Raw genomic sequence first — 18,533 nt, forward strand, 5'->3', positions numbered from 1 at the left:
ACTAAAATCACACTGAGTTCACATTTCTTCACTCGATATATAGTCTAAGATGTTGATAGACAAGTTGTATACATACGTTTCAGTGCGGAGGATGATTATGTGGCAAGCCATTTCTCACCAACTGTCAGATGTACTAGGTCGACCATTTAAGATTATTGAGCGACAAACGCTTGAAGGGGGCGATGTCAATGAATGCTATTGCGTTAGCGATGGTGATCAACGTTTCTTTCTCAAACTCAATGATAAAGAACAGCTCGTTGTCTTTGAAACTGAATCAGAAAGTTTACGTATTCTTAATGAAGCCAATTGTGTTCAAGTACCTCAGTATATCCATGTTGGTACATGCCGCGATAAATCCTTCCTCACACTGAATTATTTACCAACAAAAAAAGTCGATGATAATGCTGGTTATCAATTAGGTCAGCAATTAGCAAAACTGCATTTATGGGGTGAGCAAGCTGAATACGGTTTTGATTTTGATAATTATGTTGGTTTAACGCCACAACCTAACCGTTGGCATCGCCGGTGGTGTCGTTTTTTTGCAGAGCAACGTATCGCATGGCAATTACAACTATGTGAAGAAAGAGGCATTATATTTGGTAATATTGACATTATTACTAGCAATGTCATTAAACACTTAGTTAACCACCAGCCGAAACCTTCTTTATTACATGGCGATTTATGGCATGGCAATACTGCTCTAACTGTATCTGGCCCAATTATTTTTGATCCCGCCACATACTGGGGGGATCGCGAATGTGATATTGCTATGACAGAACTGTTCGGTGGTTTCCCAAACAGCTTTTATAAGGGTTACAATTCAGTCTATCCTCTTCCCCCCGAGTATCAAGAGCGTAAAGAGCTTTATAACCTTTATCATATTCTTAATCACTGCATACTCTTTGGTGGCGAATATATGGGCCAAGCTGAATACATTATAGCCAGGCTTAATCTATTAGATGAGTAATTAAATTCTATGTATGTGTCGACGTAAGGTATGTATAAGCTTTTGCATATCTTTCGTCGTACATTAGTTTTCATTGATAGCTATTATCACCACAGTAAAATAAGTTTACCTGCAAACGCTTTTGCCAGCGTCTAGGCTATCAATAGTATTTTTAGTTATAGCGAATATTATCAACATAACCTAAATTAAATTTGCTGCTGATAACTGACTGCGAGTGAAGGAGTGCAATAATGAAAAACTATTCAGAACAAAGCGTTAGCTGTCCCCATTGTGGACAAATCATACGCATTGAATTAGATGCAAGCGCTGGTAGCCAAGAGTTTTATGATGATTGCTCTGCATGCTGTAATCCGATTCATATCAATATGCAGGTTGATGATCTCCACAAAACCATTAATTTATTTATCGATGCTGATGACGAGCAAATTTTTTAATACTAATTCCATGATCAATTAACTAGACCAGTTACGCTAAGCGGTCTAGTTAATCTCTCGTTTATGATTTTGCTGCCATTACACGCTCAACAGTATCAACTATCGCTTGGGTTTGAGGATCTATTTCAATATTAATCACATCACCAATAACACGACTTTTTAAATTTGTACGCTGTAATGTTTCAGGGATTAAATTCACATTGAAACGATTTTCGACCACATCACCTATGGTGAGGCTTATACCATCAATCCCTATATAGCCTTTGGTGAATACATACTTCATCTGTGCTTGCGGTAAAGTAAACCAGATCTGGTGATTATTTTCTGATGTAACAACATTAGATACTTCTGCTGTACACATAATATGTCCAGACATAGAGTGCCCACCGATTTCATCGCCAAACTTTGCTGCACGCTCAACATTGACGACATCACCTTCTTTAACTAAACCAAGATTAGTGATATTTAGTGTCTCTTGCATCAAATCAAATGACCACAAATCATCATTAATCTCCGCCACTGTCAGACAACAGCCGTTGTGAGCAACCGAAGCCCCTAGCTCTACATTACTTAATAAATTAGCAGGCATACGTATTACGTGAGTTTGAAAATCTTGTTTCTTACTAATCGAAATAATTTCTGCTGTTCCCTGTACAATTCCCGTAAACATAACGCTCCTAACTGAGTTAATAATTAACTTAGGCTGTTAATCAGTATCTTGATTTTATAGCTCTTTTTTATAGAAAAACTATCAAATAAGCCAATATTTAAAAGTGAGTATTCAATGTCTTACTTTTACTTTTCTTATACAGCATTGATTAACCTTTTCTATGTTATTTACCAATGACAATTAATTGTCAAAAAAACAACTTGGCAATGAAATCCATATCCCTTCTGGGAATAAAGTTATAAAGTGTATTCTTACAGCAATAAGATAACGAATACAAAATAATATAGGTATATTATGACTATTGATGTCGCTAATGATGCCATGCCAATAAGCACTAAAAAAAACCATTCTTGTAAAACATTACGTATTACGCTACTAACGTTAATTACGATCTTATCGTGTTATTATCTTTGGGTTTTATATAAAGCAGTAACCCCGAACGTAAGTATTGCGTACAAGGCTTATTACATTAAAACTCAGACTCTCTTTTGGCAGCCTAAAGAGCCTAACCTTGCTCTAAAGATTCCATCATCGCTAGAACTTTCAACAAAAGTTCCCTATTTATCACGCGCAGGATGGAATGAAGACGCTGATAATGGTGCTCGATTATTAACAAGTACTGGCGGGTTTTATTTCACGCTTCCGCATAAGGTAAAGCAAAAGGTTAAAGTCAGTATCACATTAGCATCTTCACTATCCTCACCATTGCACTTTTCAGTAAACCAATGGCATGGCGTTTTTGCACCAACAAAACAATCTAATGTGTTTGATGCCATTATCCCAGCATCTGCATTTAAGTCTGGCGATACATTACAAACATTGCAGATAAAGGCATTAACACCGTTGGCATTTAAGTTGGTGGACTTTGCCTTTTTATCTAAAAACGATAGTCATCAAGCAACAAAACCAACAATCGCGTCACCTTTTAATGATCAATAACTAAGGTAAATAATATGAATAATAACCTTAAAAATACAGACTATACCCTGTCACTTATCGTTCCTGTATATAACGAAGAAGTCGCTATTGAGCCATTTATTAACGAAATCAATAATAAGCTTTCCTCCATCCGCTCACATATTGATATTGTTTTCATTAATGATGGTAGTAAAGATAAAACACAGTCTGTAATTGAAGCTCAAATAGCCAAAGATGATTCAATTAGCTTAATTAACTTCGCTCGTAATTTTGGCAAGGAAGCAGCCATGACCGCAGGCCTTAATTACGTAAAAGGTGATGCTGCTGTGATTTTAGATGTTGATTTACAAGACCCACCAGAACTGATCCTTGAATTTGTCCAATTATGGCAAACAGGGGAATACGATACAGTTTATGGTGTTCGTGTTGACCGTTCACAAGATACTTTGTTAAAGCGTGTGACTGCAGGCGGTTTCTATCGTTTCTTCAACTTTTTATCTGCAGAAACAATCTTACCCGAAAATGTCGGTGATTTTCGTCTCATTGACCGATGTGTTATTGAAGCAGTAAAACAATTACCTGAACGTAACCGCTTTATGAAAGGTTTATTGGCTTGGTCTTCATTCCGCTCAATCGGCGTCGATTTTCAGCGTCCTGAGCGAAATGTTGGTGATACTAAATTCAACTATTGGAAGTTATGGAACTTCGCAATGGATGGTATTACAAGTTTTACTGCTTGGCCTCTACGTGTATGGGGGTTTGTTGGTTTTGGTATCTCGTGCTTATCTTTTACCTTTTTAATGTATGTATTAGTCAGTACTGTTTTCTTTGGTATTCATACACCAGGGTACGCATCAACCATTTCCGTTGTTCTGTTCCTTGGGGGGATTCAATTAATTTCATTAGGCGTAATTGGTGGCTATATCAGCCGCATTTATACCGAACTAAAGCAGCGCCCTATTTACCTTGTTGAAGGTGTCTATGGGAAATATAGTGAAAAAAACACACAACCTCTTGTTACAGAGACAGAAAAAGAGTTAGAAACCATCAATGAATGAGTCATTTTTAAAGCACTTTTGGCAATTAAATCGATTTGCAATTATTGGTTTACTTGCAACAGCCGTACACTTGTCTGTTGTTAGACTATATTTTTTCCAAATCCAAGATCCATCAGAATACAGTGCCAACGTGATCGGTTTTAGTATTGCTTTTTTAGTGTCTTACTTTGGACATCGCCACTTTACGTTTGGACAGAAAGGATCATTTTTAAAATTTTTGGCCGTATCATTGATGGGCTTTTTTATTAACAATTTAATCCTTGCTTCATTGTTGAAATCTGCAATGTTCTCAGGTTGGCTGGCGGTCACAATATCAACCCTTTGCGTACCTGTAATTACCTTCATCTTGGCTAAATTTTGGGTGTTTAAATGACTACATTAAGCTTACCTTCAATCAAAATTAGTCAACAAGAATGGCTGACCATTATATTTGCCGTTATTGTGAGTCGCACCGTTATCTACTGTTTAGGTTTATGGGGAGTAGCCGAGTTTGCTTCTGGACATTATGCTGAACAGCCTTTATTGCAAACTATTTGTCGCTTTGACTGTGTCTGGTTTTATCGGATCATCGAAAATGGCTATGATTTAGTGCCACAATGGCTAAGTCAAAAGAATGCGGCTAACTGGGCATTTATGCCTCTACAGCCCTTTATTGGTTGGATCTTTTCAAAATTTTTCTTTTTTGAAAACCCAATTAACAATGCCCGCTTAGGTTTAGTCATAGCGTCAAACTTAGCGTTTTTATTCAGCCTGCCGATTATTTTAATGGCGTTAAAGCAGCTTAATTTCAGCAAAGCAACGCAGTCTGCTGCTATCTGGTTATTGTGCTTTTCACCTTATACTGTGTATTCAACTGCAGGCTATACTGAACCGCTCTTCATTGTTTTCGTGACTGGTGTATTCCTGTTTAGTTATCGCCAACAATGGGGATGGGTCGCAATTTTAGGTCTATTAGCCGCTATTACCCGTAACCTTGGCGTGTTCTTGGTTTTTCCTGTACTCATTATTGCGATTCAACACTACGGTATAAATAGCTTTGTTCGCTTAAAAACCCCGGCACTGAAAGCAATTTCAGCCATATGGGTGATCCCTTTCGGCTTTTTCACCTATATGGCTTATCTCTACTTTCATGTAGGTGATGCGCTGGCTTTTGGACACATCCAAATTGCATGGGGACGTCAATTAACCAATCCGTTTCACTGGATCCTCTATGGTTTTGAAACAGGCGGTCCTAAGCTTTACTTAGCCATCATGGCGATACTCGCGTTTATACTAAATATCTATTTGGTCGTGCGTAAATACTACGCTGAAGCCATATTTATGTTCATTTGTTTGATATTACCGCTGTCATCAAATTTAAATGCGATGCCTCGTTATGCGTTTGGGTTATATCCAACCTTTTTTGGCTTACTTTTACTTATTGAACGTTATCCGAATATTAAAACACCAATGCTATGTATCTTTAGTGCAGCAAGTACTTTTATCGCGATTGGCTTTTACAGCCATATGATGTTTACGGTTTAACTTTCTCGATAAAACAGCAACTTAATGAGTAAACACTATCTACTAAGCTGCTGTTATTCCCACCCCAGAGCAATAATTATGTAAATTGCCAATATTCTGTTTTGGTTATACGCCTTTTGTTTATATAATCCTGAAAAATCATTGGCAGTACAAAATAGAATGCCATAGAAGCATTTTAATACTTGACTCCTCCCCTTTATATTCCTCTTTTTGGAGCCAAAAATAGTGCATAACTATAAAAAAGAAACCGCGCAGCTTATAAAGCTTGCCGTGCCTGTGCTCATTGCCTCTGTTGCACAAACATCGATGGGCTTTGTTGACACAGTGATGGCGGGTAGTGTCAGTGCGACTGACATGGCAGCCGTTGCTGTTGCTGCAAGTATTTGGTTACCTTCTATCTTATTTGGTGTTGGTTTACTTATGGCACTTGTGCCCGTGGTGGCACAACTTAGCGGCTCAGGTAAAAAAGAGCGTATTCCGTTTGAAGTTCAACATGGCTTCTACCTTGCGATCTTAATATCCATCCCAACCATGTTGATATTGTATAACGCGGGTTCTTTAATCCATTACATGAATGTAGAGCCTGTATTAGCAGAAAAAACGGTCGGTTACTTATATGCCGTACTTTTTGCTGTACCTGCTTTTTTGTTCTTCCAAACTCTAAAGAGTTTTTCTGAAGGTTTATCTTTTACCATTCCAGGCATGGTGATCGGCTTTTTAGGCTTACTGGCCAATATCCCACTAAACTGGGTTTTCGTTTACGGAAAGTTTGGAGCGCCTGAATTAGGCGGGATCGGCTGTGGTGTGGCAACAGCTATCGTCTATTGGTTCATGTTTTTTGCGTTACTAGCGTATGTCTTAATTAATAAACGGTTAAAGAGTGTTGGGGTATTTAGCACATTTTATCGCCCTCAATTAAAAGCGCTTTCACGTTTATTTAAACTAGGCTTTCCCGTTGCAGCTTCGCTATTCTTTGAAGTTTCACTGTTTGCTGTTATTGCCTTACTGATTTCACCATTAGGCCCAAATAAAGTAGCGTCGCATCAGATAGCGATGAACTTCTCATCACTGGTGTATATGCTGCCAATGAGTATTGGTGCAGCGGTGAGCATTCGTGTTGGCCACAAAATGGGACAACAAGATATTGATGGTGCACGTATTGCAAGCCATTGCGGTTTAATTGTCGGTACGGCTTTAGCTATTTGTACCGCTATGATGACGGTTATTTTCCGCGAAGACATTGCCGAGCTCTATACTCATAATCCACAAGTCATCGTGCTTGCTGGGCAATTATTACTACTTGCAGCGATCTATCAATGCAGTGATGCCGTTCAGGTTGTTGCTGCAGGTGCGTTACGTGGTTATAAAGATATGCGTGCCATTTTCTTTTGTACATTCATCGCTTACTGGCTAATAGGACTACCATCAGGTTACGTCTTAGGCCTAACAAACTGGATTGTACCAGCAATGGGCCCGCAAGGTTTTTGGATTGGTTTTATTCTCGGCTTAACTGCGGCAGCCATTATGCTTGGTTGGCGAATACACCATGTGCATAAACTTGATGCTGAAAAGCAACTTGAAATGTCATACCGATAACACAAAAAGGCGATCATCAGATCGCCTTTTTTGATCTAATATTGATAATAATCAGTATGATGAATATTCACTTAATGCTTTAAGAGACGCCTATGCCTGTATCTATCTCTATTTTCCCACATAGACTGTCTCTGATTCTTTTCATTTCAATAATGCTGATAGGCTGTAAGCAAAATCACAATGAAGACGCCTTTAATACCTATCATCAGCGTCTGGCTAATGTACTCGATATAGACAAAACCCCCTTTCCTGAAACGCCCTTACAACTTTTACCCGCGAAACGAGAGCTTATTCAGCCTTTAGCGGATATTAGAATTGGTCTACTTGATGCCTATGAATTACGGCAATGTGGCTTATTCCAATTGATTGCAGAGCGAAATTCGATTTTGGGTAAAGTTCAAGATAAAACCCGCGGTCTCCGCTATGAACTTTTACTATTAGATGGGCTACAGTATTGTTTAGAAACACTGCCTAAAGACTCTGATTTATTAACCGAGCTAGCACCTATTTATCAGCAAAAGAAACAGCAGCTCCCATTGGTTTTTTGGAACACGCTTTTTACTGGAGAAGAATGGCGTAAACAGTTAACGCTAGGCCATCATCTACTTGAAAGTAATCAAACCACTCAATTTAACGCTAGCCTAAGCGCATTTAGCTATATCAATAATTTACTTTCAAATAGCATCAAACGCTCAAATAACATCACTGCACCTTATTCTAACAAGGATAAATATCAGGCTCTTTTTGAGCACCAACAACAAATTTATAATAGCCGATATATTGGTGATCTTTTCTATTCAATGCAGCGCACCACAACATTGCTGAACACAATTACAGAACAACTTACTCAGTCACAAGATGCAATTTTGTGTGGCAAAAATATGAATCAGCAAAAAGCACAATATCTTCGTAATGTTTTCTATAAGTTTTATGTTCCAACTATCCAGCCTTATTTATCAACACTTGATTCACAATATCGACAAATACAGCCCGTTTTACAGCAGATACTTCAACAATTGAATCAACCGAATATTCACCTCTCCTCACCGATGCAAACCTATATAGCATTCTATGTTGATGGCGATCTGTATCAGCAATTTCATGAAGCCACATTAGCGCACGTTAAATTCTGGCAACGTCTGTTTAAACAATGTAAATTCAAAGTTGGACAATAACTTTATTCTAATTTGATAGAATAACTTTGCTTCAAAAATTTGAGCTTTAAACTAAAATTTAAACTCAGCTTCTACAGTCGCGAAGACAATAAATTTGTATATATTTTCGCTAAGGGATATAGGAGATACGCATGAAGAAAACCAAGAATGAAGCAAAACTTCTCAAAAAAGCATTAGAAATAGGCTTTGCATTCGCGAAAAAACAAGGTTTTGGCGATTTAGACCGCAGTGTTGGCTCTACCGACCGTGTTGAGTGTATTTATCGCTTACTGGTTGATTGTAAACAAATCACTCCTCTTGCCGTGGATCAAGAGGACGGCGTTCATATGAAACATAAGCTGGTTTTATGGATCAGCCGCTTACTTCCGCCCGATCACGAACTTTTAAACTAACCTATCTACTTGTGTAGCGCACATTCTGTTGCGCTACACATTACATTTAATTGGCAATGCCCTACTTAAAAATATGACTTCGACTATTTCATCACCATAATTTTATTAAAACTGGCTATTGTGCAAGCAAACGCACTGAATTTACTAAAAAATCCAACTTTAATACTTGCCTCGTTACAAGTGACTCGCTAATATGCTTGTCGTTCAGTAGAACATATTACGAGCGTAGCTCAGCTGGTTAGAGCGCTACCTTGACATGGTAGAGGTCGGTGGTTCGAGTCCACTCGTTCGTACCAATTTATGATTAAAACCAGAAATCATAAATATACAATTTGCGTCTGTAGCTCAGCTGGTTAGAGTACTACCTTGACATGGTAGGGGTCGGTGGTTCGAGTCCACTCAGACGCACCATTTATATGTGCATACTTATTTAAGTAAACGCTATAGAAAATTGGAACCGTAGCTCAGTTGGTTAGAGTACCGCCTTGACATGGCGGGGGTCGGCGATTCGAGTTCGCCCGGTTCCACCAAATTTCATTCGTTGTTTTAAGATGCCGTATAGATAACATATTTGGATCCGTAGCTCAGTTGGTTAGAGTATCGCCTTGACATGGCGGGGGTCGGCGATTCGAGTTCGCCCGGATCCACCAAATTTCATAAAAAAGCCAAGCGTTATGCTTGGCTTTTTTGTATCTCTATCAAACAAATCTTAAATTCCTACTTTATCAATAAGAATTAATGTGAATTTATCTTCATTACCCTTTTTCACTATCTTCGATTTAAAAATCAAAAAACAATCAATGTGACCAAAAATCACGAATTACTGAGCACCTTTTATTTTGCAATTAAGTCAGACTCATGTAACCGTACTATAAATCAATAAATCTCATGACTTTCTCAACATAAACTACTTTGAGTTATTGTCCCAATCTAATTTATTTTTCTCTTTACGGTCGTTATCGACTTTGAAATTCGCTGTATCATAATCTAAGGACGCCACTCGAAATCTATAATCTTTTTCGATTTCAATGAGTTCCTCATTCGTAATTGGGTCTAGCTTTTCATTACAGAACCGACACTTTTTTGCCTCTAACTGAACTCTTTCTGCACATGTCGGACACTTTCGTAATTTATCTATTTGCGCTTGTTGTAACTTAATATTATTCCTTTTTCCAGCATTAGAAAAATAACCTAAAACTAAAAATAAAATGATAAAAAATAAAATCCAAAACATACCTCACTCCTTAATAATTGATTGTTTTTAAAATTAGAAATAACTCTTTACAGCTTCTCTAACTTTCTATCTTTTAGGTAACGCTTAAATGGCGGCCAAACCATAACAACGATTGTGACAAGAGTAATAAAACCCGACAGAATCCAATAAACAGGCGTCATCTGATCGTCGCTAAGAGCCATAATTGTTGCAATCGAACTCGCTGGCACTAACAGTGCAGCCACAAGGGAAACCAGTAAAAGCACCGTATTTGTAGATTCTTCTCTCTCCTGTTTCCAAAGCGCATGATTGTGCTCTAATTCAATAAACGTTTTATCTTCAATCGACGATAAATCAGCTTGAACGCAAAAATACTGGTAAAGCCTTTCAGCAAAGGGATATGTCGAAATATGAGTTATTTTGTATTGCCTTCTGAAATTAGAAATACGCTCATATAACTCGCCACGCTGCTTATTACTACAAAGCATCATTTCATCTTTAAAGCGATTTAATATCGTTCTTTGATAAATAACAGCGGCAAATAAATCGAGGTAATAGTGATTATTAGATAGATTCCACTTCAAGGACGATTCTTCAGGCGTTTGGTCCACAAAAACTAAACGATTTAGATTAAATTGACAGCGCCAATCTGCCCAATAATCGAATTGTGAATCGACCAATCTCTGCTTCTCTGTTTTAGAAAGTTTATACCTTGGATCATTACAATTAATGCCTGCACTCAACTCACTAACGCAAATAGACTTATCGTCTTCAAATCCATTTATTTGCTTAATCCAAGTACAATTAACCAGTTCATGTCCGAATGTATCTTCTTCATAATGACTGTCTTGCTCTAGGGGAATATCTAGCAACTCGCTAATATGCTGTTTTAAGCCTTGGATCTTATCTTCAGCACTAAGCCATTGGCTTACTTGATGTTTTTCAGTTCTTGGTTCCCACTGAAAAACGGTTTTATTTAGCTTAGAAATATCAGATTCAGTAAATGTTAATGATGAGTCAAAATGAATATACAGCAAGCTCACCTCACCTAAAGCAAGTAACTGTAGCTGAGTAATATTAATAACTTTTTCATCATCTTCATTTTTACTGGGTAGTAACAACGAAAATAGTGGCTTAGTATCACTGTCTTGACTTATCACGTACCTTCCAGACTCAATTGGCCTTAATAAATCAGCACAAGATCGCGAATAAAACCTTCTTTTATCCTTAATTTCATCAACCGTCAGATCCTTTGTCCAATGTTGCCACTTTTCATCGCTGACAATTTTTGCGAATGCTTGCTTAGAAATAAAGAGTGGGAAAAAACCCCACCCTTGCCATTTATATTCCGTCATTAATCTACCACTACTTCCTGTTTGGGTAAGGATTTACTAATCCGTGTAATCGAGTATCGCTCTGCAAGTTCTCGTAACTGTTCAATTTCCTTACTCGGTAATGTCTTCTCTACATATTTTGCAATCGTTGGGTACTCTCTTTCATCCCTTGGCGTTAACATATATGCGTCACACATCTCCACATATTTACGCAATTTAGCAGCGTCATCTTGCAAATTCTTTTCTCTAAGAAAATAGCGAATTGTCAGCCCAGATAAACTTGAAAACTTGCCCCATGCTTTTAAACCTAATGGTTTAGCGGCTAAATGATCAGTTCCACACATTAGAATACCTTGTTGTCTTGACTCTACGTCTTTAGATAACCACTCAACATTCGCTTTAGTAATGTTGATAATAGGTAAGCCAAATTCATCAAGCGCAATCTCACCTTCACCAAATATTAGTTTTTGTTTTTTCTCTTGTTCCTGATTGAACTCACCCAATTTTCGTACAATGTTAGGATCTTTTAATGCTGTAATCGTCGCTAAGATTTTCTTTAAATCATATTCGATACACGTCTTACCAAAAGTGACCATCGCTCTCTCTGGCTGGTTCTGACCCACTAAAAATAACCTTGTTTGCAGGTATCCTGAGGAATAACCCACGATATCACCAAATGCGAGTGCTTCATCTGTAATGCCAAGGTCTCGTTTAGATTCAATTAGCGAGAGATCCATCCCTTTCAAGTTAACTAGCTGTGACTCTTCTAAAATATGGCTTGATATTATTTTTCCTGTGAATTCCTTACTTCGTAAGCTATCCAGCTCTGTATAAGGTAGTTGGTATGCCTCTCGCGGCAACAATTGTTCTGATACCGCACAATAACGAAAAGCTCGCTGTACAATTCTGACTGGCACACCATGCTCAAGGGTTTCTTCACCAAGCTCCGTCAGCAGTAATTTACCTTCATCCATTTCAACAAATGAACGGCCAGCCATTTCACTGATATGTTTTGTCACCAACTTCTCAGCAAGACCGGTTAAGACCACAATTGAATTAATAGAGCTAATACCTTGTTCAATTAACTTGAAGATCATCAAGTCAATATCACTGAGCTCCTCTCGGCTACGCTCTTTGACTAAAATTTTCACGTTGAGTATTGGTAATAAATTATCACGAACGTAAAACAGCGTTTCATCTGGCTTTATTTGAGAATTCAAAACCTCAGCGTAGCTTTTTGACATATTGAAATAAGGGTTAGTTGTTTTCTTTTTTTTAGCCATTTTCACTCACCAACGTTTTCTTAGCAGATCGAGTATTTGAGTTTTTACGGTTATTTGATGCGGTATTATTTTTTGGTCTTTGAACCGTTTTTGCATCAGGAAGGAAGCGCGAAGCTTGCAGCAATGCGCCTTTCTTATGACACTGACTTTTTAGCAATACCATTGCTTTTTTAAACTCAACATCATGGGCATTCTGTCTGTCAGCACCTTTGGTCAGCGTCTGGGAATCACCAATCATTACCAATTGTTTCTTAGCACGTGTTTGCGCCACATTCAGACGTCTCCAGTCTGATAAAAAGCCCACTTTGCCCTGTCGATTTGAACGCGTAAAAGTGAAAATAATCAGATCGCGCTCTTGCCCTTGGAAGCTATCTACTGATGCAACTAACTCATTTAGAGGCATGGTTAACTCAGACAATTGCCCTCGTTTCTGCTCTCTTCTTATTGCTTTTTGAATCGCCTTTACGTGATTAGCGTAAGGAACAATAATCCCAATCTCGCGATTTTCAGCAAGCTCAGGCATCTCTTTTATTGAAGACTTAAGCAGCGCGATAACAAGCTCAGTTTCACAGACATTATCTTGTACAACAGCGCGTCCATCTTCAGACGTTGCTTTTTCAGCCTTTTCTTGGAGCCAAGTAGTATCAATCCAGATCATTGGCTGAGGACAATAAGACAGTAATGGTTGCTTCTTATCCATCCCTACACCCGCAAAATACTTACCTTCATAGAATGCTTCAGAAACAAAATCACTGATCATAGATGGACATCGGAATTGCGTGTCTAACATAATTTTGCGGTCTTCAGGGGCGCCATTCCAAAGATGTTCAAACCAGCTAAGACGATAGAGATCTTTATAATCACCAAAATCTTTAGCTTCGACTTCTTCTAGAACTTCATCACTCACAACAGGTGGAAGTTGTTTGTGATCGCCAACAAGAATTGCCTTATTAGCACGTGATAACGGAACGATTAAATTATGAAGTTGGATTTGTCCTGATTCATCGACAATAACAACATCAAAATCGAGTTCCCTAAACAACGCCTTCGTATTGATACCAATACAGGTAGCCCCAACCACATTTACATTTTCCATTAAAATCTTATATAAGGCTTGCTGACGTTCCGTTTTTAATTTATTGAACCATTCGGTAAGGTTGGTATGAATACTGGAAACCTTTACTAGTAGCTCATCAAGACTTTCCATCTCGAATTTAGTCACTTTTTTTCCACTGCTTCCTGGAATATTAATATCATCAACCAGTGAGGTGACTTGTTCGAAATAGCCTTCAATCTGACAATGAATACTGTCCATAAGGCTGTGAGCTTGAGTAATTTTCGATTCAGTTTCCTCAATAGTATTGCCAAGCTGAAAACGCTGAGCTTTTAACTCACTCGTCTTGAGGTTAACTTTATTGATCCGATAATTAATTAAACTTATTTTTTTGTTATTGAGCCAACGCGACACAGATTTAAATATTGGCCATTCTTTTTGTTGAGTCTCAATGATTTGTTTACTTAGTTGCTCTAAGGTATTATTTTTTAAAACAATATCTCGCTCAATTTCAACCAAGCTATCTTTAAGTTCTAATAAGGTGTTGGTATGGTGAGTATGATCACTTTGAGCCAGTTCTGCAGCGTCTAATTGTTCAATGATCTCATCTTTACTAACAAGTAACCCTTTTATATGCGCCAATTGCTGCTCAAGTACTTTCAGCGTTTCATCTGCCGAACTGAACATCCGTTCCTGTAACTTCGCTGCTTTGTTGTCTAATGTAATATCTTCAAGGCATGAGCTGATCTTATTCTCATTACCGATACGAAGACATTCAAAATCATCCTCTTCAGCAAGGCGCTCTAAAACGTTATCAACGGCTTTATTATTTTGCGACGTAACAAGTACCCGTTTACCTTGTGCAGCAAAGTACTTCACCCATTGAAGAATAACTGTGGTTTTTCCCGTCCCAGGAGGCCCTAGAACAAGGGTATAGTCATCACTACCCGCTCCACTATCAATCGCTTTAACTTGAGAAGGCGTTGGTGGGAACTTGCTTGGAGGAACAGGTACTTTTACTGGCGTTAATGGGGAGTGATCGTATACACCTGCAGCCAAAGATAGCAGCCAAGGGTTTTTAGATGTTTCTGACTCAAGCGAATCAACCACTGCATTACGCACCTTCTTCAAGGTTGGTAATGCCGCAACATTCAATAACGCTTGCTCTGGTATTTGCGAATCTAATGCTTGTTTTTCAATACTGACATGGATAATAGGTTCATTCTCAACAGGGTTAAGATCTGCTATCTCCATTAAGATATCTGTCGGTTCACGCATCTCATTGAGCATTTCCAACAATGTTGGCTGTGTCTCAACAAGGCGAGAATAGTCAAACTCATCAAATTTCAATTCATAATGAAGTCGGTAAGTCGTCCTTTCACTTCGCGCAGTGATAGACGTTGCTTGAAAAGGCATACATTGCTGGGCGGCTATCCTTTCAAGTTCGTACTCCGAGTCAATAAAACAGCGGAGTACTTCAACCATTTCTTGCTCTTCAAAAGACAACGACTCTTGTGTTATATCATTCTGCTCTCGCTCTTCTCCTTCAACATTCCAAGGTGACTTAATAATATCCAAAAGCTCTGAAGCGTATTCTCCTGAGCTGTACCTATAGTCAGTCTTTTCTAAGCCAACACCGAACTCTCGGCCAGATAAAAGCCGTACACCACCAAACTCTAAAAGTACGCCCTTTTCAAGCATACGTTGGCGATCTTGGTTGTTTGCATAATAAATACGACCTAACCACAAGCGAGGATTATCATCACTTTTGGCAACATTCATGGTTACTTTGTACTTACCTACAAGCAAGGTAACAAATATGGAATCATTCCTTTTAAATGAGGTAACCCATCCCTTTTGAGCCGATCTTATTTGTTTAATAACCGCTTCTTGAGACTCACCATTATCAGGCCAATTTTTATCAAGATAATTTTTCTCCACTTTATAAAGTAAAGGCAAAATTGATGGGTATTTAGCGGTTTTTTCCTCTGGCCAAAAAGGAACGGTTTGATTGTGTGCCAACATAGTCATTACCTTTTGCTATTTAATTGTTTTGATACGTCTTGTAGCGCTTTCACAATGGTAAATACCTGCTTACTGCGCTTTCGTACGTCAAATTCCAAACCCTGCATTAAGGTATCTTTGAATTTCTGAGGAATGAGTGGCGGTAATTCAAGGTTCAATTCATCCCAACCAGAACCATCAAAATTAGGTTGAAGTAGAATCGGTGAACCCGTTAATAAAAAATGAATTAACTGAGAAAATGAGAAAATATCAGAAGCATGTGTAAGCCCTGTCTGCCTTACAAATTCCTGTTCGGGCGAGCGATAATGTGCAGTTCCCTCTTCCATCTGGCGTTTTTGGTTAGATAAACCAAAATCGATAAAACTCACATCTCTGACATTGGCGTTTTTATCACAATGAATGATGATGTTTTCCGGTTTCAAATCCCTGTGGGTGACGTTGTAACGATGAAGTTCAACTAACTTCCATCCCACTTTTTCCGCTATTTTAATTCGCTGAGCGAACTCACGGCGATTTGTTGGTGCTGAACGGATAAATTCATTAAGAGGAATCCCCTCTATCCAGTCCATCAATAAAAAATGCTTATTTCCTTCTTGCCAATACTGATGACATTTTGCAGCAATGCCAAAAGGTAAACGGTTTAACGCAATGATTTCATTTTTAATTTCTTTTATTGCTCTCGCTTCCGCTACCTCAATTTCTTTAAGCCCGTAGTACAAGCCAAGTTGAGGAAGCTTGACACGATAAAAAGCCCGTTTAGTTGCATGGCATTGATAAATTACTTTATCTCTAGGGTACTGTTGTGCATAACCACTTGTTGTCATTTCCATGTCTTTAAGACCTCTAACACTTGTTCAATGGTTGGGCGATATTTTGGTGTCACATGAAGAATTCGCTGCCAGAATTCAGCATGTTTTGGTGATACATCCAGCTGTTGACATAACTGCTTCCAAAATACAGGGCGGCGTCCTTTGGTTACCAATTCCTTGGCAGATTGTTCAAAAGGTAATTCGCCAGTTAATGAAAACAATATAATTAAGCCAAAACTGAAAATATCGGCCGCAAAAGTCAGTGATTGACCAGGCTCATTCACTTCTGGCGCTTGATATTTTTGCTCAAACGTTCGGCGTGCATTAAGCGGTAACGTTGCCACCATTTCTTGTTGGCAAAGCTCAAAGTTAATCAAAATAGGGTTACTGTCGTCACCAACACGAATATTCGATAAGTTAATCGCACGGTGAATGATCTCTGGTTCGCCAACAGACTGAATTTGTTTCATTGTCTCAGCGATAGCAATAAGAACATTCAGCCGTACTTCTTTCGCTGGCTGCGTTTGTAACCATTGTGCCAACGTTGTCGTAGGGGCTTTTTCAACAAACACATAAAACTTATCGTCAACCAACTCCTTATCCTGATAACGTTGCACGCCTTCAACTCGGCTCAACCTTTTCAGTACTAACGCTTCTCGACCTAAACTTTGAAGTTCACTTTGGCGATGAACCGCACTCAAATGGTCTAGATCAAAACACTTGGCCCATACCTGTTCATTAAATAAATGGGCGTTATATACGGTGAAATAATCGGTCGATTCAGCTTGTATCGGTGTTAATTCCAGCTCGTAGTCACCTACCGTAATAGCTCCCTGTGCAGGTTGCGTTGGCAACGTAGTCAAATCTTTTACTAACTGATTAATCTCAGAATCTGTCAGTCTTTTCTTCAACTTTTTGCCAAACCTTGCACGGCAGAACTGAAATAGCAGCTCGCTTAATTGCGTTGATTTAGCCACCATCACCTCACCAGCCTGCATAAATGGCGCAGGTGTCGATTGCCCATCAAACACACATTCAACATCAGCATGATGCGAAGTAAAAATCACAAGACCGGCGTTCTTTAACTCAGGCGTTAAGCCTTTTAATTGAGGCAAGTCGCCAAATCGCCTTAACGATTCGCGTAATTTTGTGGCTGGGTTTGATAAATAGCTTGTGCCAAGATCGTTTTCCACCAGCAAGCTATTACGCTTATTCGTTCCCATATCAATGGTAATAGCGCCATGGTGATCTTTTAATTCCAGCGGAATAACCCCGAATGGGTACACCAATAACCCATCAAACAGCCGGGACGAATTTTCATTTAAAATCGGCGGGCACGAGACAATGCGAAACCCTTCAAACATTGGTTGTTTAAATAGTTCTGTCGCTATCTCAGCAAGGCCTCTTCGTTCATGTAAGCGATCTTCTTGTGGCCCAACAAAAGGGTTATAAGGCCAGTGATGATTAACAAATGATTGAGCATTTGCCATTGGGAAAACAAGTGCCGACCAATCTTGATCACACACTGCTGGTAGCAATTTGCGATGTAACTGACCACCACTCAGTGTTTCTGAACTCAGCGCTAATGAACGCATAAGTGAACTGTCTAGCCCGTCACTGGTCACTATAAATTTAGTGTGATGATCGGGGGTGAATACTGTGTGCTGAATAACTGGAGAATATTCACTGCCAACAACAGACAAAGGATGGATCTCATCCCCCACCTCTTTGATCTGCTCAACCTGTTTTTCTACTCTGTAGAGCCTTATATTGCCCACGAAGTGAAGTTCAAAACAGGCCTGTTGTTGCGTGATAATACCTAGCGTCGATTGAACGTTGTTTGCCTGAAACAAATCATGCAGTTCCGCAATCACTTGTTCAGCATTAAAAGGTTCATTCGTTTGGTTAACTGTCAGCCAACTGCTTAATAAATCGAGACCTTTGTGAACATCAGAACCCGATACCATGTCCGCAATTAACGCTTGACGTCCAGACTGGTGTATCCACGTAAAATCCCCTACGTTGTCTTTACCCGAGACATTTTTAAACTGCAATTCCATTGTCGTTTTCTAGCCATTTTT

General features: G+C 38.8%; 16 protein-coding genes and 4 tRNA genes. 13 read left to right on the forward strand and 7 right to left on the reverse strand.

What is annotated here, in order from left to right:
* Window positions 1–97: 97 nt before the first annotated feature.
* A complete protein-coding gene (locus tag C9J46_RS00400) occupies window positions 98–967 on the forward strand; it encodes a fructosamine kinase family protein (protein ID WP_107290359.1) in 870 nt (289 codons plus the stop codon).
* 230 nt (window positions 968–1,197) lie between these two features.
* Window positions 1,198–1,401, forward strand: coding sequence for a CPXCG motif-containing cysteine-rich protein (locus tag C9J46_RS00405; protein ID WP_107205848.1), 204 nt, complete (start codon window positions 1,198–1,200; stop codon window positions 1,399–1,401).
* 61 nt (window positions 1,402–1,462) lie between these two features.
* Here C9J46_RS00405 and C9J46_RS00410 read toward each other — a convergent pair whose 3' ends face one another.
* Window positions 1,463–2,071 carry a riboflavin synthase subunit alpha gene (locus tag C9J46_RS00410; RefSeq protein ID WP_107205847.1) on the reverse strand — a complete coding sequence of 203 codons (609 nt, stop codon included), beginning with the start codon at window positions 2,069–2,071 and terminating at the stop codon, window positions 1,463–1,465.
* Between the two features lie 294 nt (window positions 2,072–2,365).
* Between C9J46_RS00410 and C9J46_RS00415 the strand changes: the two genes are divergently transcribed.
* The 11 genes from C9J46_RS00415 to C9J46_RS00465 all read left to right on the forward strand — a co-directional run bounded on the left by C9J46_RS00415 (window position 2,366) and on the right by C9J46_RS00465 (window position 9,384).
* Entirely contained in the window at window positions 2,366–3,010 is a 645-nt protein-coding gene (locus C9J46_RS00415) for a riboflavin synthase subunit alpha (RefSeq protein WP_107290360.1), read from the forward strand.
* A gap of 14 nt (window positions 3,011–3,024) precedes the next feature.
* On the forward strand, window positions 3,025–4,047 hold the full coding sequence (locus C9J46_RS00420) for a glycosyltransferase family 2 protein (protein WP_107205846.1): 1,023 nt from the start codon (window positions 3,025–3,027) through the stop codon (window positions 4,045–4,047).
* On the forward strand, window positions 4,040–4,420 hold the full coding sequence (locus tag C9J46_RS00425; RefSeq protein ID WP_005367375.1) for a GtrA family protein: 381 nt from the start codon (window positions 4,040–4,042) through the stop codon (window positions 4,418–4,420). The genes C9J46_RS00420 and C9J46_RS00425 overlap by 8 nt, the downstream gene beginning before the upstream one ends.
* Window positions 4,417–5,571 carry a hypothetical protein gene (locus C9J46_RS00430; RefSeq protein WP_107290361.1) on the forward strand — a complete coding sequence of 385 codons (1,155 nt, stop codon included), beginning with the start codon at window positions 4,417–4,419 and terminating at the stop codon, window positions 5,569–5,571. Before C9J46_RS00425 ends, C9J46_RS00430 begins: the two co-directional genes overlap by 4 nt.
* 225 nt (window positions 5,572–5,796) lie before the next feature.
* The gene (locus C9J46_RS00435) at window positions 5,797–7,167 is read left to right on the forward strand and encodes an MATE family efflux transporter (RefSeq protein ID WP_107205844.1); all 1,371 of its coding nucleotides are present in this window, start codon (window positions 5,797–5,799) and stop codon (window positions 7,165–7,167) included.
* Window positions 7,168–7,259: 92 nt separating this feature from the next.
* Complete coding sequence (locus C9J46_RS00440; protein ID WP_233217602.1) at window positions 7,260–8,342, forward strand: DUF3080 domain-containing protein; 1,083 nt, start codon at window positions 7,260–7,262, stop codon at window positions 8,340–8,342.
* Between the two features lie 131 nt (window positions 8,343–8,473).
* Window positions 8,474–8,734, forward strand: coding sequence for a DUF5062 family protein (locus C9J46_RS00445; protein ID WP_005367367.1), 261 nt, complete (start codon window positions 8,474–8,476; stop codon window positions 8,732–8,734).
* A 219-nt stretch (window positions 8,735–8,953) separates the two neighbouring features.
* Window positions 8,954–9,030: transfer RNA gene (locus C9J46_RS00450), tRNA-Val, on the forward strand.
* A 38-nt stretch (window positions 9,031–9,068) separates the two neighbouring features.
* Window positions 9,069–9,145: transfer RNA gene (locus C9J46_RS00455), tRNA-Val, on the forward strand.
* 42 nt (window positions 9,146–9,187) lie between these two features.
* Window positions 9,188–9,264, forward strand: a tRNA-Val gene (locus tag C9J46_RS00460).
* A gap of 43 nt (window positions 9,265–9,307) precedes the next feature.
* Window positions 9,308–9,384, forward strand: a tRNA-Val gene (locus C9J46_RS00465).
* 257 nt (window positions 9,385–9,641) lie between these two features.
* Here the strand turns inward: C9J46_RS00465 and C9J46_RS00470 are convergent.
* The 6 genes from C9J46_RS00470 to C9J46_RS00495 are packed head-to-tail and all read right to left on the reverse strand — an operon-like array spanning window position 9,642 to window position 18,512.
* Complete coding sequence (locus C9J46_RS00470) at window positions 9,642–9,968, reverse strand: hypothetical protein (RefSeq protein ID WP_107290363.1); 327 nt, start codon at window positions 9,966–9,968, stop codon at window positions 9,642–9,644.
* A 47-nt stretch (window positions 9,969–10,015) separates the two neighbouring features.
* Window positions 10,016–11,302 (reverse strand): hypothetical protein, encoded by a 1,287-nt coding sequence (locus C9J46_RS00475; RefSeq protein WP_107290364.1) that lies wholly within the window; start codon window positions 11,300–11,302, stop codon window positions 10,016–10,018.
* Window positions 11,302–12,564, reverse strand: a complete 1,263-nt coding sequence (locus C9J46_RS00480; RefSeq protein WP_107290365.1) for a hypothetical protein — start codon at window positions 12,562–12,564, stop codon at window positions 11,302–11,304. Before C9J46_RS00480 ends, C9J46_RS00475 begins: the two co-directional genes overlap by 1 nt.
* Entirely contained in the window at window positions 12,557–15,643 is a 3,087-nt protein-coding gene (locus C9J46_RS00485) for an AAA domain-containing protein (protein ID WP_158259605.1), read from the reverse strand. The genes C9J46_RS00480 and C9J46_RS00485 overlap by 8 nt, the downstream gene beginning before the upstream one ends.
* 5 nt (window positions 15,644–15,648) lie before the next feature.
* Window positions 15,649–16,473, reverse strand: coding sequence for a protein kinase (locus tag C9J46_RS00490; RefSeq protein ID WP_107290367.1), 825 nt, complete (start codon window positions 16,471–16,473; stop codon window positions 15,649–15,651).
* The gene (locus tag C9J46_RS00495) at window positions 16,464–18,512 is read right to left on the reverse strand and encodes a protein kinase family protein (RefSeq protein WP_107290368.1); all 2,049 of its coding nucleotides are present in this window, start codon (window positions 18,510–18,512) and stop codon (window positions 16,464–16,466) included. Before C9J46_RS00495 ends, C9J46_RS00490 begins: the two co-directional genes overlap by 10 nt.
* Between the last annotated feature and the right edge of the window lie 21 nt (window positions 18,513–18,533).

This window comes from Photobacterium sp. GB-36 (genome assembly GCF_003026135.1).
Taxonomy (GTDB): Bacteria; Pseudomonadota; Gammaproteobacteria; order Enterobacterales; family Vibrionaceae; genus Photobacterium.

Coding starts and splice junctions, on each gene's coding strand:
- C9J46_RS00400 (WP_107290359.1), top strand. CDS start 98: ATGTGGCAAGCCATTTCTCACCAACTGTCAGATGTACTAGGTCGACCA.
- C9J46_RS00410 (WP_107205847.1), bottom strand. CDS start 2,071: ATGTTTACGGGAATTGTACAGGGAACAGCAGAAATTATTTCGATTAGT.
- C9J46_RS00425 (WP_005367375.1), top strand. CDS start 4,040: ATGAATGAGTCATTTTTAAAGCACTTTTGGCAATTAAATCGATTTGCA.
- C9J46_RS00480 (WP_107290365.1), bottom strand. CDS start 12,564: ATGGCTAAAAAAAAGAAAACAACTAACCCTTATTTCAATATGTCAAAA.
- C9J46_RS00485 (WP_158259605.1), bottom strand. CDS start 15,643: ATGTTGGCACACAATCAAACCGTTCCTTTTTGGCCAGAGGAAAAAACC.
- C9J46_RS00445 (WP_005367367.1), top strand. CDS start 8,474: ATGAAGAAAACCAAGAATGAAGCAAAACTTCTCAAAAAAGCATTAGAA.
- C9J46_RS00420 (WP_107205846.1), top strand. CDS start 3,025: ATGAATAATAACCTTAAAAATACAGACTATACCCTGTCACTTATCGTT.
- C9J46_RS00490 (WP_107290367.1), bottom strand. CDS start 16,473: ATGGAAATGACAACAAGTGGTTATGCACAACAGTACCCTAGAGATAAA.
- C9J46_RS00415 (WP_107290360.1), top strand. CDS start 2,366: ATGACTATTGATGTCGCTAATGATGCCATGCCAATAAGCACTAAAAAA.
- C9J46_RS00495 (WP_107290368.1), bottom strand. CDS start 18,512: ATGGAATTGCAGTTTAAAAATGTCTCGGGTAAAGACAACGTAGGGGAT.
- C9J46_RS00405 (WP_107205848.1), top strand. CDS start 1,198: ATGAAAAACTATTCAGAACAAAGCGTTAGCTGTCCCCATTGTGGACAA.
- C9J46_RS00470 (WP_107290363.1), bottom strand. CDS start 9,968: ATGTTTTGGATTTTATTTTTTATCATTTTATTTTTAGTTTTAGGTTAT.
- C9J46_RS00440 (WP_233217602.1), top strand. CDS start 7,260: ATGCCTGTATCTATCTCTATTTTCCCACATAGACTGTCTCTGATTCTT.
- C9J46_RS00475 (WP_107290364.1), bottom strand. CDS start 11,302: ATGACGGAATATAAATGGCAAGGGTGGGGTTTTTTCCCACTCTTTATT.
- C9J46_RS00430 (WP_107290361.1), top strand. CDS start 4,417: ATGACTACATTAAGCTTACCTTCAATCAAAATTAGTCAACAAGAATGG.